Source organism: Streptomyces sp. NBC_01217, from assembly GCF_035994185.1.
GTDB lineage: Bacteria > Actinomycetota > Actinomycetes > Streptomycetales > Streptomycetaceae > Streptomyces.
On record NZ_CP108538.1, the window covers coordinates 8,873,990 to 8,890,693 of the forward strand.

The 16,704-nt window shown below is 67.3% G+C and carries 9 protein-coding genes and 4 pseudogenes; 4 read left to right on the plus strand and 9 right to left on the minus strand.

The features are described from left to right. The first annotated feature begins 104 nt into the window (after positions 1-104). Entirely contained in the window at positions 105-1,367 is a 1,263-nt protein-coding gene (locus OG507_RS39475) for an IS701 family transposase (RefSeq protein ID WP_442810906.1), read from the plus strand. 392 nt (positions 1,368-1,759) lie between these two features. Here the strand turns inward: OG507_RS39475 and OG507_RS39480 are convergent, their stop codons facing one another. The 5 genes and pseudogenes from OG507_RS39480 to OG507_RS40610 form a co-directional block, all read right to left on the minus strand. Further along, on the minus strand, positions 1,760-2,797 hold the full coding sequence (locus OG507_RS39480) for an ABC transporter (RefSeq protein WP_327365032.1): 1,038 nt from the start codon (positions 2,795-2,797) through the stop codon (positions 1,760-1,762). Continuing rightward, a complete protein-coding gene (locus OG507_RS39485; RefSeq protein ID WP_327371819.1) occupies positions 2,794-3,732 on the minus strand; it encodes an ABC transporter ATP-binding protein in 939 nt (312 codons plus the stop codon). The genes OG507_RS39480 and OG507_RS39485 overlap by 4 nt, the downstream gene beginning before the upstream one ends. Positions 3,733-4,766: 1,034 nt before the next feature. Next, positions 4,767-5,411: a response regulator transcription factor gene (locus OG507_RS39490; protein WP_327365031.1), complete on the minus strand. Its 645-nt coding sequence runs from the start codon at positions 5,409-5,411 to the stop codon at positions 4,767-4,769. After that, positions 5,408-6,562 carry a sensor histidine kinase gene (locus OG507_RS39495; protein ID WP_327365030.1) on the minus strand — a complete coding sequence of 385 codons (1,155 nt, stop codon included), beginning with the start codon at positions 6,560-6,562 and terminating at the stop codon, positions 5,408-5,410. The genes OG507_RS39490 and OG507_RS39495 overlap by 4 nt, the downstream gene beginning before the upstream one ends. A 1,006-nt stretch (positions 6,563-7,568) precedes the next feature. Continuing rightward, a pseudogene (locus OG507_RS40610) lies at positions 7,569-7,901 on the minus strand (IS1380 family transposase); the annotation flags it as partial. A 14-nt stretch (positions 7,902-7,915) separates the two neighbouring features. Between OG507_RS40610 and OG507_RS39505 the strand changes: the two are divergent. Together OG507_RS39505 and OG507_RS39510 are read left to right on the plus strand one after the other, a co-directional pair. After that, a pseudogene (locus OG507_RS39505) lies at positions 7,916-8,137 on the plus strand (transposase); the annotation flags it as partial. Positions 8,138-8,532: 395 nt separating this feature from the next. After that, positions 8,533-9,573, plus strand: a complete 1,041-nt coding sequence (locus OG507_RS39510) for a hypothetical protein (RefSeq protein WP_327365029.1) — start codon at positions 8,533-8,535, stop codon at positions 9,571-9,573. Positions 9,574-9,592: 19 nt separating this feature from the next. Here the strand turns inward: OG507_RS39510 and OG507_RS39515 are convergent. Beyond that, positions 9,593-10,578: pseudogene (locus tag OG507_RS39515) on the minus strand (IS5 family transposase). 90 nt (positions 10,579-10,668) lie between these two features. Between OG507_RS39515 and OG507_RS39520 the strand changes: the two are divergent. After that, positions 10,669-11,754 (plus strand): hypothetical protein, encoded by a 1,086-nt coding sequence (locus OG507_RS39520; RefSeq protein WP_327365028.1) that lies wholly within the window; start codon positions 10,669-10,671, stop codon positions 11,752-11,754. 212 nt (positions 11,755-11,966) lie between these two features. Here the strand turns inward: OG507_RS39520 and OG507_RS39525 are convergent. From OG507_RS39525 to OG507_RS39535, 3 genes and pseudogenes are all read right to left on the minus strand, one after another. Continuing rightward, a pseudogene (locus OG507_RS39525) lies at positions 11,967-12,255 on the minus strand (DEAD/DEAH box helicase); the annotation flags it as partial. A gap of 70 nt (positions 12,256-12,325) precedes the next feature. Continuing rightward, positions 12,326-12,829, minus strand: coding sequence for a hypothetical protein (locus OG507_RS39530; protein ID WP_327365027.1), 504 nt, complete (start codon positions 12,827-12,829; stop codon positions 12,326-12,328). 399 nt (positions 12,830-13,228) lie between these two features. Then, a complete protein-coding gene (locus OG507_RS39535) occupies positions 13,229-15,883 on the minus strand; it encodes a DEAD/DEAH box helicase (protein WP_327365026.1) in 2,655 nt (884 codons plus the stop codon). Positions 15,884-16,704 lie beyond the last annotated feature (821 nt).

Consider the following 16,704-nt stretch of genomic DNA (forward strand, 5'->3'; position numbering starts at 1 on the left):
ACGGCCGAACAGCCCCTCAACAAGATTTTCAGCAGTCTTCTAGTAGGGCTTTGTTAGGTACCCCAAGTGATCCTCGTCAGATAGATTGTGATCTTCTTTCAGGTGTGACACCTGAGGAGATGGAAGAGGTCCGTCCACGGCTGGAGGCGTTCGCGGCCGAGATGCTCGGTTCGCTGGCACGTCGGGACCAGCGTGCCAAGGGCGAGATGTATCTGCGCGGGCTGATGCTGGACGGTAAGCGCAAGTCGATGCAGCCGATGGCCGAGCGGCTCGGGGTTGACCACCAGCAGCTTCAGCAGTTCGTCTCCTCCTCAACCTGGGACTACTCCAAGGTTCGGGAGCGCCTGGCCCGTTGGGCTGCGGCGCACATCTCTCCCGAGGCGTACGCGATCGACGATGTGGGCTTTCCCAAGGACGGCTACGACTCGCCGGGGGTAGCGCGGATGTACTGCGGTGCGCTGGGCAAGCGCGGCAACTGCCAGATCGGGGTCAGTGTGAATCTGGTGTCCGACCGCGCGTCCTCGGCCGTCGACTGGCGCCTGTTCCTTCCCGAGAGCTGGGACGACACCAAGCACGGCGACGATGCGCTGCTGGCTGACGCGATCCGGCACCGCCGGGCCAAGGCCGGCATCCCCGACGCGGCACGGCACCGGGAGAAGTGGCGCCTGGCCCTGGACATGCTCGACGAGGTCCGCGAAGACTGGGAGTTGCCCGACCTGCCGGTCGTCGCCGACGCCGGATACGGCGACGCCACCGGCTTTCGCGAGGGCCTGACCGAGCGCGGCCTGACCTACGCCGTCGCGGTCAAGGCCATCACGACCGCACACCCGGGCGACGCCACGCCCGAGCGCCCGCCATACTCCGGACAGGGCCGCCCTCCCGTGTCCGCCTACCCCCAGCCGCACACCACCCTGCGCGAGCTGGCCCTGGCAGCCGGACAAGCAGCCACCCGCACCGTCACCTGGCGCCAGGGCAGCAAGGCCACCAAGCACAACCCGAACGCCGACATGCGCTCGAAATTCCTGCCCCTGCGGGTCCGCCCGGCCAACCGACACATCCGCCGCGCCGCCGACGGCTCCCTGCCCGAATGCTGGCTGCTCGTCGAGTGGCCACCCGGCTGCGCCGAACCAACCGACTACTGGCTCTCAACGCTGCCCGCCGACACCCCACTGCGCGAGCTGGTCCGAATCGCCAAGATCCGATGGCGAGTTGAGCACGACTACCGCGAGCTCAAGGACGGTCTCGGCCTGGACCACTTCGAGGGCCGCAACTACCTCGGCTGGCACCGCCACGTCACCCTCGCCTCCCTCGCCCAGGCCTTCTGCACCCTCCTGCGGCTCGACCCAAAAGCCCCTGCGCCGGCCTAACGCTCTACGCGGTCCTCCGCGAACTCCAGGCCCTCCTGGCCACCTGGACCGGCGCCTGCTCGATATGCGGCCAACCCGCACCGACACCCGACCCCCACCACAGGACCTAACAAAGCCCTACTAGAACGGGACGATCTGGGTGAGTTCCCCCAGGTTCCCGGGGGCGAACAGGCCCTTGGCTACCGTGATTTCACGCGTGATGACACACTGATCGGACAGCGGAGCCTCCGGTGCTGTGAACGGCTGTCTTGGTCGACCGCCAGTTCTGCCGGGGCTCCGCTTCTCACGTCCGAGGCCACCGCAGATCAGAGCGCACTTGCCAACGCCCCCGGAACCGTAACTTCACGGCCTTGCTCTAAAGCCCGGCAGGGGCGGCGACGAGGGTGCGTATGTCAGACGATGCGCTTGCGGCCCCAGAGGAAGATGAAGACTGTCACAGTGATGGCAAGAGCGAAGAGGACCAGGGCGTCGAGCCACTGCGTGCTGCTGAGCTGCGAGAGGGGCAGGTAGTCCACCGACTGGCCGACGACATCCTTCTTCTGGAGACAGATGTCGACGGCTTTCGCCGACGGCTCGTGCAGACAGGTGTGCATGGGGAGGGTCTTCCCGGAGCTGGTGATGTACGACCCGCTGTCCACCATCAGGCCGCCCGGGGGAACGAGCGGAGGGGAGCCGTTGACTCCCGAATGATTGGCGATCCTCACGGGGTTCGCGAAGTTCAGGCGGTTCATGGACCAGAACAACTCGACGGCGACGGTGAAGAAGAAGGTGGCGACCATGGAGAACAGGGTCCGACGCAGCACCATGCCGATGGCGACGCCGCCAACGACGCTGAAGACGGTGAGTGCGACTGGCACGGGTCCGGTGTTGCTGAACACGGTCACGTCCCAGCCCATGCTCCCGTCCTGTTCCATCAGCGGCCTCCACCACCAGCCGCAGGCGAGAGAGAGGGCCACCGTGCACACGACGACCACCAGGACGGTGATCCCGAGTTTGGCGGTCAGCCAGCGGCTGGGGCGTGCGGACTGAGACATGACGAGCTTGGCGCTGCCGCTCTCCAAATCGCCGGCGAACAGGGGGGCGCCCAGGAATACGCCGAGGATGACGGGCAGGGGAAGAAGGCCCAGGCCGACCTTGAGAGTCTGCTGCACGTACGGCTCTATGCCCGCCATCCACTTGTCGGGCGAAGAGTCCGGCCAGCCGAGGGCGGCCAGGTGGTCCATCAGGCCGGCGCGCTGGTGGGCGATCCACGCCGTGATCAGGGCCGTGACGGCTAGGTAGGTCCAGTAGGCGGCGCGGTGCTGGCGCCAGGTGAGCCAGGTCATGCCGCTGAGCCGGGGGGCTCGGGTGCGGCCGGGGGCGGCGGAGGGCGCGGGAGAAGAGGCGGACCTGCCGGGTCCAGCGGCCGGGGTCGTGGTCAGGTTGCTCATGCTGCAGCTCCCCCCGGGCTGTGCGGCCGGGCCGCGGGAGTGATCAGTGGCGGCGCTTCGAGGGAGCGCAGGTAGGGAAGCAGGAGTTCCTCCAGATCCGGGGTGCGGGACTGCCACTGGTCGCTGACTGGGCCGTCCGGGCGGATGAGGGCGCTGGTTCGTCCTCCGCTGGTACGGCACTCGACTACGGTGTGGCGGGCGAGTTCACTGGGAACGCCCGGCCCGTCGCCGCTGTCGACGCCCTGCAGGAGCAGATGGGCGCTGCGGAGTTCGTCCACGTCACCGGCCAGGCGCAGACCTCCAGCGGAGACGACGAGGAGGAAGTCGCAGACGCTCTCCAGTTCGCTGAGCATGTGGGAGGACAGCAGCACTGTGGTGCCGTGTTCGCTGGCCTCGGCCAGCAACAGGCTCATGAGTTCGTGGCGCACCAGCGGGTCGAGGTCCGAGAAGGGCTCGTCGAGCAGCAGCAGGTCGGGTCGTTTGCCGAAGGCGAGGGCGAAGGCGACGCGGGTGCGCTGTCCGCCGGAGAGGGTGCCGACCTTGGCGTTCATGGGCACGTTGCCCGAGCGGACGATGTGCTCGGCGACGAGCTGGTCCCAGCCGTGGTTCAGTTCGCGGCCCAGACGCAGTGTCTCGGCCACTGTGAAGCGGCGAAACAGCGGCTTCTCCTGGGCGAGGAAGGCCGTGCGGCGTCCGGCCTCCACGGACTGGGGGAGCGCGCCGAACACCGTGAGGGTGCCCTCCGTCGGTTCCAGCAGGTTGGCGGCGATCGACATCAGAGTCGTCTTGCCCGCCCCATTGGGGCCCACCAGCCCGCAGATCCGGCCGGCCGGGAGTCGGAAGGAGCAGTCCCTCAGGGCCCAGCCCCGGCGGTACTTCCGCCCCACCGTGTGGGCCTCCACCGCCGACTCCGCCACGGGGCCGGCTGTGTTCATCAGGCTTCTTGCATACGCGGCGCCCTGACTGGCGTCACTCACTGGTACTCCTTGATGCACGGGTTTTGGGTCACTTCGGCGGCCATCATGGTGACGGCGCGCCTTTTCTCCAGGACGCCGCGACCAGCGTGGCCACGTCCTCCCTGGCGGGCGCGGCTGACAGTTCCCCGCATTCAGGAAGTGATCCGTTCCCAGGCGCGCTCGTGACGAGTAAGTTACGGAGGCGACCCGTCGCTGCGCTTCGAGCAGAAGTTGGATCTGTGGCACCCCTCTACGACTTTTGGCCGAGCGCTCTGATCCACGTCCTCCGATGCCGATGCCCAGATCGGCGCGCGTTGCTTTGTACGCGGTGAGTCGCCGGCGCAGGACCACGTCACCCGGTGGATGGTCCGCAGGGCCCTGGACGGCCAGTGTCCGGAGTCACGCAGGCAACAGCGACGCCCGGAGTCACGACTGGCTGGCGGACGAGCACGGCGTCGGCGACATCTGCCATCCCATGGCCGGCCCCGCAAGCACCGACCGGCTGAACCAGGCATCGCATGAGAGGGGCCTGCGAACAGGCGACGCCACCCTGGGTCTGACCAGACCGGGCACTGGGTGGTCAGGCGACAGCAAGGCCGCGCACGGCCGTCACGACAGCACGGACCGCCGTGCCTCCTGGGTGTCGACGCGGTCACCAGAGGGCTGACGCGGGAGAGGGCTTCCTCGGGGGATCTCATGCTGAATGGAAGGCGATCGGCAGGGGGGACTGCCCACAGACGCTGCTGGGAGGTGAACTCCCGCCATCCCCTCCGTCAGATCCTCCCGCCCGAGGCCACGTAAGCCGCCCGTCCGGGGACGCGCAGGCAGGCGGCCGGAATCGCGCCTGCGACGAAGGAAGCGGCGTTGAGGCCAGTGCCCAGTCGGCCCCAGTCCACGCGTCGGGCCTGCGATGCCAGGGACGTACCGAAGTCCCCGGGGCAAGGCCGTCCGCCCGTCAGGCACAGGACCATGGCACACGGACGGCAACGCCGCGTTGGCCCGCACGGCCCTCCCTAATCGCTCACAAGGCCCGAACGCCACGCCCAGAGTGCGATCTCGACGCGGTTGCGGACGGCGAGTTTGGACTGGATGTTGCCCAGATGCGTCTTGACCGTGCCGAGGGACACGAAGAGGGCTGCCGCGATCTCGGCGTTGGTCTTGCCGTCGGCCACCAGGCGGACGACGTCGGTCTCGCGTGAGGACAAGACCGACACGACCGTGGGGGAGGTCTTCGACGGATGAATGCCTCTCAGCAGCCGGACCGTGATCGCCGGACTCACCAGGGCCTCGCCGGAGTGGGCCGCGCGCACCGCTTCGGTCAGCAGTCTCGGCCCGGAGTCCTTGAGGAGGAAGCCGCAGGCACCGTTGTTCAGTGCCTCGTAAACGTAGGCGTCGTCGTCGAAGGTCGTGACGATCACGACCTTGGGGGAGCCGCGGCCGAGGCGGTTGAGTTCGCGCAGGGCTTGCAGCCCGTCCATCCGCGGCATCCGGATGTCCATGAGGACGACGTCCGGGTCGAGGCGGCGACTCATCTCCACCGCCTGGACACCGTCCTTCGCTTCACCCACGACCTCGATGTCTTCCTCGACGCCCAGGATCAGCGAGAAGCCGGTCCGGACCATGGCCTGATCGTCCGCCAGCAGCACGCGGATAGTCATCGTGCCCCTCCTGCCGGCATGCGGGCCTGCACATGCCAGCCCCCCTCGCTCCTTGGACCGGCGACGAATGAGCCACCGAGCGTCTCAGCTCGTTCCCGCAGACCAGCCAGTCCATAACCCCCTTCTGAGGAGTGGCCGTCGCGGCTGCGGCCGTCGTTGGCCACCTCCACCGTCACCATGTCGAGACGGGTGTCGCGGCCGACCAGGATCTCGAGTTCCCGTACGCCCTCGGCGTGCTTGCGGACGTTCGTCAGGGCCTCGGTCACCACCCGGTGCACGGCCGACTGGACATCGATCGGTACGTCGTCGAAATCCCCGTCGACGCGCAGCCGTACCCGCATGTCGTCGGCGGAGCTGAAGTGATCGGTGAGAGAGGCGATGTCGCTGATCGTGCCCAGTGGTGAGAGACGGGCCTCGGCCCCAGCCTCGCGCAGCAGGGTCACCATGCGGCGGATGGCCGTCATCGCTTCGTCCCCGGCCTGCTCGATGCGCTGCAGCGCGGGGAGCACCGCCTGAGGCTGCTGGGCCGCGACACTTTGGGCGGCCTGAGCAAGCACCACGATGCCGGTGACGTGGTGGGCGACGTAATCGTGCAGATCGGAGGCGATGCTCGTGCGCTGCGCCAACTGCCTGGCCATCTCTCCACGACGACGACTGATCTGAATCGTCCGCACCCAGAGCCCGGTGCTGGCGGTGATGACGCCGGCCAGCGCAAGGACGAGTGCGAATACCACCAGTGAGATCTTGTCGGAGGACAGGCGCAAAGGCTGCAGCACCAGCCCCGCCAGCAGGAGCGGTAGCGCGAACGCGGTCGGCTTGGGCGCCGCCCGCCACGCAGTCAGCCCGATGACCAGAAGGGTGACTGCCACGACGGTGAGCCCGAACGGCAGGGCCTGCCGAACACCGCTCGCAGCGCCCGCCTGAGTGCCCATTGTCGCGGCAAGCATGGCCGCTCCCAGTACCAGCGCGCCCACGCCCAGCGCGGTACCCGACAGCCGCGAAGCAACCAGGGCTACGGTGACGGCGAGCAGGATGACGAGCGGGTGAGCCAATGCCAAGCCCAGGTCCACGATCCCCAGTGCTCCGGTGCCTCCCAGCACGGCCAGGCCGCGCACCAGCCACTTCATGAAGCGGTTCGTGCTGTTGTTCATGTTCTTGTCTTCCCCACTACGGCCGGACGGGCAGGCGGCCCCTTCGCTGTTCTTCCAGTGTCATCGATGCGCTGCCGCCGCCCCCGGGGCGGCGGCAGCGCAGGGAACGGGCCCACGCCGAGTCCAGAGGGGTGTTCCAGCAGCAGCCTCGCGTCCCGGATCCGGCGCATGAGGCAAAGCCGGATCCGGGGGCGTGAGCTCTTCCCCCGCGCCGAGAACGGCTACTTCGAAGGCGGTCATGGTGTAGACCCGGACTGACTGGATCAGCCGGTGCATCAGGTCGGACATGGGAAGCCTCCTGGGGTGGATGGGTACTGGTCGGTCCGGGGAACCATGGCGCGAGCGGATGGTCATGCGTGGATCCGCCCGATGGCCGTGGCGTCAGGACAGGCGCGGCGGCCGGACCGGATCCGGGTGCCGCGCGCGAAGTCGTCCCACATGGCCCGGGGGCCTCAGACTCAGACGGGCGAACCGCACGGCGAGGACGCCGGGTGTTCGCGGCGGTTGCCGCAGGATCCAGCGCCGGCTCCGGACCGGTTCCCTGGCCGGACGGCGAAGGCGGTTCGTCGATACGAGCACCGGAGTCGATCTGTGGTGCACGATGCATCTGGCGCCTTTCGTGGAGTCTCATGACCAAGCCGGTGCCCAGGTGGTCACGAGGGCGTCCGTCTGGAATCCTGAATGCGAGCCCGCTTTGCCGTGCGAGGTCGGCACACTGCGGCAGCCCGAACGAGGGTGACCGCGAGACCATCCCACGAGGTGGGGCTCATGACATGAACGCTATGGGATCGCTGCGGCTCGCCGCTTGGGGCAAAAGTCTGACCTGTCCGCGGCCGCTACGACTTTCGGCCGACCATCGAGCCGCCGGAGGGTGCGAAGGCCTGGGACGACGATGACGACGTGGTGGTGCCAGGCCACGCCAGGGGGCTTCGACGCGGTACGGTCAGGCCGTGTCCGCCAGGACCGCGACAAGTATGGCCGACTGCTCTGGCGGCCGGCATCCGCCCCGTGATCGCCGAGCAAGGTCGGCTTCGAGCCCGGCGATCGCCTCGCCGGGGGTGTTCGTGGGGAAGCAGGTCAGGCGCATGCCGTCGGCGTCGGTGAACCGCAGCTGGGCTCCGGGATGCGGGCGCTCCTTGCGGACGATCAGCCGTATCCCCTTCGGCCACTCCTTCAGGCAGTCCCCGCCGATCTCGGCGACCCAGGCGCCGTCGCGGACCTCGCCGCCGGGCTCGACGGTCGGCGTCCAGGCCGACGCCGGGACCTGGAGCACAGCATGGTGGATGGCGTCGGTGATGGTCATGCCGACCGAGTACGACAGCCACCGGCTCACCTGAGCCGCCCGCACCGTGATCGACGAACGCGATTGAGTCCGTGAACGCCCGCATACGCAAGGCCGTCCGGGCCCGCGGACACTTCCTCAACGAGGCCGCCGCCCTCAAGTGCGTCTACATGGCACTCATGAGCCTCGACCCGACCGGCAAGGGTCGCAAGCGATGGACCATGCGCTGGAAAGCACCCCTCAACGCATTCCAGATCGCCTTCGAGGGCCGGCTCACCCCGGCCAACAACTGAACCTCAACGACCAAGATCAGCCGTTAAATTGACACACCCGACACTGCCAGCACACACCCACACCGAGAAAACAGCAGCTCATCGAGGTGCAGAGCGGTTCACCACAACGCTCTCAGCCGGCCTCCCGTACGGTGAGGGTAACTTGCATGCTCACGCACAGATGTGTAAAATCTACACTCTAGAGCTGACGTGAGCCGCCGGCCCTCCCCGTAGACAACGTTGTCATAAGGGGGGCCTCGAGTGACCAGCTCACATTCAGCGCCAGTCTGCAACTTCCGTGCTGGCGACTGTAGATCTTCGGTCGTGAAAATCGGACTCTAATCCGGCAAGCCAATCATGAGTGTTGCCGTTTTAGGAGTTCCTCCACGGAGAAATTGGGTACCAAAAGGAGATTGATGTTTATTCAGCATAAACAAACAGCGAGGAGCCTTACGGCTGCCGCTGTCGCGCTATTCTCGGCGTTTCTGCTGTTGGTCGTCTCGGCCCGCCCCTCTGCCGCAGCTGAGGGTAACTGGTACGAAGTCGATGACGCCCCTTCGGAGGAAGCGGTTGCGACCGCAAGCTGGAATGACGGCGATCTCTTTCATGTGTGGCGAGGCTCGGGTCAAAACGAGCGACTCTACGTTACCACCTCTCCGTCGGCCGGTCCTTTCCGTGCGATTTCAGAAATCCCTGGCGGCGGGCGCACGGAGAATATGCCTTCTGTTGCGATGCGAGACCAGCACCCGGTGGTATTTCACGTAGGTACGAATGGTGGAATTTTCTATCAGACGTATCGTGGGGCCACTAACGGCGGCTGGGAAGGAACCTGGCACAGCCTCGACGGAAATTTTGCGCAGAACAGTGTCGCCGTTGCATCGTTCAACCATGGTCACTTCCTGGTGGTGACGTACCGCGGTACCAATAACAGGATGTACATCGGATGGTTCGATTCCGAAATGCGTTGGCACCCAGCGGGAGAAATCCCTGGCGATGGCACCACGCTTCACTCCCCCGCCATCGCAGTCGTCAACGACGGCGGCTTCTATGTGACGCACACCGGTACTAACGGTCACGTGTACTACACGTATGGCAGTTTCGACCCGAGCGGACTTGCGGACAATGACGTCGATTGGATCGGTCGCTGGATCGAGATCCCGGGGTTGGTCAACGGAAATATCTCTACCAGTCACCCCACGATGGTCTCCTACGGTCCGGATACTGACACGGCACACAACACCGTGATTGATGTGGCCGTGGTGGACGACGACCTGGGTATTCAGTGGGCCCAGTGGCGTGCTGGCGGCGGCGGGTGGGGATCCTGGCGCCAAATCAGGGCCTCCAACCTCTTGTTCTACATCGCGCCGATACTTTGGACTTGGAGGAACCAGCAGGCCATCCTCTACTACACCGGTCGCACGACGCTGTACGGAAAAACGCTGTCGACTTGGTACTAGGTCCTGTACGGAGTTCAGATCATGCTCGTCGGGTGATGCTGCGTAGCCACAGCATCGTGCCGCACAGGTGGAGTCCGGCCAGGTAGCTCTCGGGAGTCTTGTCGTAGCGGGTGGCGATCCCGCGCCAGTTGCGCAGCCGGTTGATGCACCGCTCGACCGTGTTGCGGTCCTTGTACAGCTCGGCGTCGTGACTGACGGGGCGGCCTCCGCGCGAGCCCTTCTTTTTGCGGTTGGCCGTCTGGTCCGCCTTCTCCGGGATCACCGCCCGGATTTGGCGTTTGCGCAGGTAGGCGCGGTTGCGGCGGGAGGAGTACGCCTTGTCGCCGGCGACCGCGTCCGGGCGGGTGCGGGGCCGGCCCCTCCTGCCACGGACCTTGATCTTGTCCACGACCCGCGCGAACTGCGGGCTGTCACCGGCCTGGCCGGGGGTGAGGACGAACGACAGTGGACGGCAGCGCCGTTCGGCTGACAAGTGCACCTTGCTGGTCAGCCCGCCCCGGGAACGACCGAGCTCAGCAGCCTTCAAACGGGCCCGGCGGCGTCGCCGCAACCGCTGCCGCTCGGCTCGTTCCGGGTCCCCGTCCTGATCGTATTGCGGCTCCCGTCCCTTCTTCCCGCCCCCTTTTCGGACTCTGCGGCCTCCACCAGCGCTTCCAACTGCTCTTCGTCCAGAACCATCCCGGCGGCGTGGTGGTGAGCGCGGGAGGTAGCAGAGTCCACGCTGACCAGCGACAGGTCTGCCTCACCGCGTTCTGCGGCATAACCGATGACCGTCTCCATCAGGTGCTGGAAGACGCCCTCGCGCGTCCAGATACGGAAGCGGTCGTAGACGCTCGACCACGGACCGTACTCGGCAGGCACGTCTCGCCAGGGGCTGCCGGTGCGGAACCGCCACATCGTCGCGTTGAAGTGTTTTCGCAGGTCAGGTATGGGTCCGGATACTCCCAGCGGGAGGTGGGGCTCAATCAGGGACCACTGCTCATCGGTCACATCGCCACGTGCCATACCTGATGGCCTATCAAGCGCACACGGTTCCGCGCTGCGGATTGCCCGAACCGTGATCTGAACTCCGTACAGGACCTAGCACCCGCAGTCGTGGGGGCGCTTTTGCTGGTGGGGCTGCTGTGGTGGGCGGGGACCAGCGCCCACGCACTCAGTCTGCCCGGCGCCACACGGTTTTTCGGCCCTGACCAGGCGAACCGCCTGGTCGCTTGGACGATGCCTTGGTCGACCGACCTCCCGTCGTCAGCGCAGTTCACCGACCCCGCAGGCGCGCCCGGTCACGGCGCGGACTACGCGGCTCTGAGAGAGACCGCCGTGCGGGTGCGCTACACCGCGCTCGTCGTGCTCTTTGCGTGCGGCGCGGTGCCCCTGTTGCGCCGGCTGCCGGTCCGCGGCACCGGACGCGCGGCCGTCGCCGTGGCGGCCCTGTGGGGCTGGGGCATCGTCGCGGCCATGCTCGCCGTCACTGTGTCCGCACCCTGGATGGTCGCTTCCGGTGGCTCCGCCGCGTTCCGGCTGCTGCCTGGCCTCGCGAGCGCCATGTCCCAGGGCCGCGAACTGCCGGTGGGCGCTGCCCTGGTCGCCGCCGCGGCCGCCGTCGGCCTCATGACCCTGCTGCGGCCCGAGGTGACACCCCCACCTGGCCGGTCCGTGCCGACCGCGGCCACCGCGCGGCTCGCCGCGACCCTGGGCACTACCGTGGTCGCCATCGCCCTCGCCGTCCTGTCAAACGACCGGGTGCTCGGGCGCATACAGACCGGGTTCACGGGCAACGGGCGACTGTCCGAGCCCGGTGATCTGCTGCGGCAGTGGATCCAGCTTGGCGCCTGGACCCTGCCCACCGGCTCCGCTCCCGGGCGCTGGCTGCTGTACCGGCTCGGCGACGTGGCGCTGCTCGCCCTGGTCTGGTGGGGGCTGCGGCTGCTGCCCGTCCTGCTCGACCGCGTCACCTACCCCACCTACTCGCTCGGCGCCGTCGCCGCCATCACCCTGGGCGTGGTGGTGAGCGGCGTCTGGCACTCGCTCCTCTCCTATCAAGGCAGCACCGGTGGACCCCTGCTCTATTACGTCTCCGTAGGCTCAGGCGTGTCGGCGGCGCTCGTCTTTGGCATACTCGCCGGCTGCGCCGGCACGCTGACAGTCCGGATTCGCAACCGCGCGCAGCAGCCCGCCCGCTAACGCCGAAGACCCAGTCGGCCTGACCGGGCTGGCTGAACGACGGGGCGGATCTCCACAGGACACTGGGCCTTGACCCAAGGCCGGGAGTTAGCGTCTCCACAGGTCACGCAATCCAGTTGAAGGATTTCTGACGCAGGACAACGGAGCTCGTTGGTATTGGCAGTCGACCAAGACAGCCTGTATCCGAGGAGCTCCGTTGCCTTTGCATTGTGTCCTGTCGCCTGCATCCACTGCGCGAGTGCCGTCAGCCCGCACTGGAACGCCTGCTGCGCCTTGCTCGGGCAGGAGCCGCGCCCAGGTGCCCGGCCGCTTCTGCTGCTCCAGTCACAGTCCGATGTCGTCGCCGTCCATGAGGACGCCGGGTGTGATGCCGGGCAGCTGGCCGTCGGCATCGGCCAGGTCGGCGAGGACGCGGTGGTGGCGCTGCCAGTCCAGCGGCCAGGGGCAGTTCCAGTCCGGGTCGATCGCGGTGAGCTGCGCCGCGCGCTCCACCGCGCGCTCCGAGGCCTCGGCTGCCCACTCCAATCCGAGGTGGACGAGGGGCCTTGACCCCAAAATCCTGCTGATGCCTCTACACCGCTGCGCCTCCGAGGATCCTCAGTGAGTACCTCCCGTATGTGCGGTGCAGAACCATCCTCACCGGGCCTGAGACCAACACTCCGCTGACAACGTACTCTTGTTCGATTCCCGTCTTGGTCACCTGCTTCTCGTACAGGGAGTCGGTCTCCTTCTTCGCCCGGTCGAGCCACGAGGACGCCTTGGCATGGTCGATTCCGGCGACGTCGAGACCTGTGCAGGAAGCCAGGAACTCGAAATCGCCTGGTTCCTTCGTACCCGCGCGGCACAGCAGGGAGGACATGTTCTTGTGATCGGCGTAGCCGGCCGACAGGGTCATCCCGTTCTTGCCGCGCCCGTGAACGTACGTCCTCATTTTCCCGTCGGGCATCTCCTGCTCGACGGGCTTTTCGAGTCGGATCTTCCAGTCCTTTGCCAGTCCGGTGAGGAAATCGTTCCCGGTGTATCCCGTGGCCATCGTCCTTTCTGGGCTAAGCGTGGCCTGTTTGTCGCTGGTCACCGCATGCTTGGGCAGAGCGGAGGCCTGCGGCAGGGTCTGTGTTGCGGACGGCTCGGGACGAGGTGCCACTGTCCTCGGCGCTTGTGGCGATGCCACGCCGGGGCTGTCCTGGCCACAGGAGGCGGTTCCCACCGCGCCGGCGACGAGAGTTATCAGTACGACGGGAACGCGGAGGGCGGCCCGTGTCCCGAGCCACTGTCCACCCGAACGCGCCCTCTGGATCTGGGGTATCACCGAGAGCCCACTCCTGCCGGGAACTTGAAGTCGTCCTGGACGACAGCCGCCAGCATTCCGGATACGGCCATGATTCTCTTGCGTACTTCTCTCATGTGCACCTGCTCTCCGAGGGTGTTGTCTGCCGATGCGGAAGCGACTTGCTATGGAAACCAGCACCGGACGCTACACGGCCCACTCCACCCCGAGCTTGCGTAGTGCGTCGAGTTGTTCGGCGGTGAGCTTGTTCCGCCTGGACTTGGTGTTGCTGTACCAGATGCCGAGCTTGGTCTCGCTTCCGTCGGGCAAGGTCTCCATCGCCTTCCGGGGTACCGGTCGGCCCACGCCTTCCCGCTCCACCCACTGCGCAAGGGCCGTCAGGCCGCGTTGGAACGCCTGCTGCGCCTTGCTCGGACTCTTCGTCGTACGCGCCGCCGCCGGGGCGGGGGACGGCGCCTGGTCGGGCTGCATGCCCAGCTTCGAGAGCCGTTCCTGCTGCTCGGTCGACAGCTGTGTCCAGGTGCCCGGATTCTTCTGCCTCTGGAGCCACTTGCCCAGGTCATCACCCTCGAACAGCACCCCAGGTGCGATGTCGGGCAGCTGGCCGTCGGCGTCGACCAGATCCGCGAGGACGCGGTAGTGGCGCTGCCAGTCCAGCGGCCACGGGCAGTCCCAGTCCTCATCGACCGAGGCCAGCTGCTGCGCGCGCTCCGCCGCCCGGTCCGCGTCCTTGCCCAGACCGCCCTTGCGCCGGAGATTGGCGAGATGCTGCCCGATAGGCACCATCGCCTCGCCCTCGCCCCAGACCGCGTCCTGACGCGGAGCAAGGTGCCCCGTGGCCCGCCGGTAGGACCGGAGCGCGGCGAGCTTGTTCTCCCACGCCTCCTCTCCGGGATCCCAGACCATGCCGGCCTCGGGCGCGTCCAGCAGGGTCTTGCGCCGTTCCTCCAGCTCACCCGCCCGCAGCGCCTTCCGCTGCTGGTGCACCCACCGCCCGAGGGGGAAATCCTTCGTGACCCCCACTTCGACCTCGACGTCGTAGGGCACGGCGTAGACGCCGGTGATCTCGTTCTCCGCCCGCCATCGGATGAGGGCCTGGTAGCCCTCAAGCCACACCAGGGACTCCGGCCGGTAGACCCGGGTGCGCAGGAACGCGGCGATGGTCGCCGCGTCGCGCGGGCTGGAGAAATGGAGTAGGGCCGCTTCGGCGGCGGCCTGCGTGTCGTCCTGCTCCTGGTCTTCGCCCTCGCTCTTGCCGCCGGCCCCGACGATCCGCCCGTCCTCATCACGCTGGACGTGGACCTTGCGCTTCCCGCTGGTGAGGGCGCGGGAGGCGAGCTGCTCAACGAGTCGTTCATCATGACTGCGGAGGCCCTGGAGGACGGCTACAAGAGGGCGGAAACTGGCACTGGCGACCATGTCGGTGGGGTCCTCGCCGGGCTCCAGGAACACCGGCACGATGATCCTGGCCACCTTGGTGGAGCCGTCCCTGTTGAGCCGGAGCGCCCGGCCGATGTTCTGCACAATCTCGACCTGGGAGCCGCGGGTGTCGGCGAAGCAGACGGCTTCCACTCCCCGCTCGCCGGTGATGTCCACGCCCTCCCCGAGCACGCGCACGGAGGCGAGGAACGCCCGGTGTACGCGCCGGTTGGTGGCGTCGATGCCGTTGGCGAACTGCCGCAGCACCTCACGCCGCTCGGACACGAGGTGGTCGCCGCACAGCCACGCCGACCACATCCGGTCCGGCGGGACGTGGCGGCCGGCCTCCAGCTCGTAGAACTTCGCGTCGATCGACGACTTCGGCAGCCGGTCCGCGGCCGCTAGGTCGTCGTCCGAGGCGTCGTTGACGTACAGCTCGGCAGCGGTCTCTGGCAGCTTCTCCGCGAACGCGGCCGCTTCCTCCACCTTCTGGTGGAACGTCATGACAGTGCGCAGGTTGTACGCCGCCGCGTGCTCCAGGAGCGCGGTCTGCAGGAGCGCCAGGCGCCGGCCGCGCCGGGCCTCTTCGGACTCCCCGAGGACGGGCGAGGGATCGCGGATCTCCAGCACGTCGATCTCGAACCCGGCGAGGATCTCGCGCTCAATCGCCTCCGAGAGCCCCAGTTCGGCCAGCCACGCGCCGTACGTGCCGTCCGGGTCGTCGGCCATGGTCGCGATCTCCGCCTCCTGGCCGTCCGCGCCCCTCTGCGGCCGGGCCGCGGCCAGGATGCGCGGCGTCGCGGTCAGGTACAGGCGGAAGTCGGCGGGGATGCGGGCGTTGTCGTGGATCGCCGCCCACGGCCGACCAAGATCACCGGCAGTTCCGTGGGCCTCATCCACGATCGCGAGGTCGAACGGGGTCATCTGCTGGCCGTACAGGCGCTCCCCGCCCGCCAGAGCGGCCTCCAGCGGCCCGCGAACCTTCCGCTGGCCCTCGGGTGCGTCGATGTCCTCGCGGTCCACGAGGGAGGCGTACGTGGCGAACACGACGACCGGCCCCTGCCCGGCCCACAGGGCGAGCTGGATCGGGTTGGTGGTGGTGCGCACCCCCAGGGAGCCCAGCACCGTGTCGTTCTCCAGCGAGCACACCGCGACCATCGGGGCGGTGTGGCCTACCAGGCGCCACGCCTGGGAGGTCTGCGCGAGCAGGTCCAGGGTCGGGACGGTGACGAGGATCCGGCCGTCCGTGAACGACTCCAGCGCGCACGCGGCGGCAGTGATCGTCTTGCCCGAGCCGGTCGCTGACACGATCGTGCCCCGGGCACCCTGAGGGGGCACAGATGATCTTGCAGGGAATCCCACCCACTTTCGGAACGCCGACCGCTGGTCTACCTGATGTTCTCGGAGCTGAACGACAGTCATAATGCCCATTTCTAGGACGAGATAGCACGCGTGGGACGATGAGGGACCGCGTCGTGAGTGGGTAATCTTGGTTGCCTTACGCTCTCTGCGTGATCCGCCCCCTCTCAGGTCCTCCCTCGTGGAAGCACCCCCTCGCCTCCCTCATGCTCATCCTCCTCATATCGATCGGCTGGTACGGAATGCAGCCGGTCTATCCCGACTGTGTTTTCCTTTACTCTGGGGAGTCGGTGAGCCCGAAACGTGCTCACCAGCAAGCAATTGACAACGGACAGTGCGACCCTCCTCACTCCCGCTGGAGATCATGGGTTGATTAACCTATGGCAAACCGCTAGACCCTATCTCGCGTTTCCGCCAACGGTACATGCTGCATCAACCTGATGCACCCGCTACACTGAAACCCGGCACGAACGAGAGCCCCTTCCCCTCGTAGCCAGCCAAGCCCGCGCAGCGGGCTTCAGGTCCTGGAGGCGCAGCCGGAAGGATCCAGGGTGGGGGAGCGCAGCGGACACACCCTCAGACGAGTGGGAAAGACGAGTGCGAAGCACCCGTCAACCCCTCTATGTCAAGGCCAAATTAGCCGGACCTGACACCCAGCCAGCCGGGCCCCCCGCACAGCGGGGCCCACCGGCCCGCAACGCGGGCCGGCCCCCTCAACTCCTGGAGCGAAGCGGGAGGGAGTTGGCCCGGCTTTGCCGGGCGCGGTGAGCGAAGCGAACCGCTCATCAACCCCAGGGCGCAGCCCTGGGGTTCGCAACCCGCGGAGCGGGTTGCGCAACTGCCCCGCGCAGCGGGGCAGTCCGCTTGCACATCGCGCAGCGATG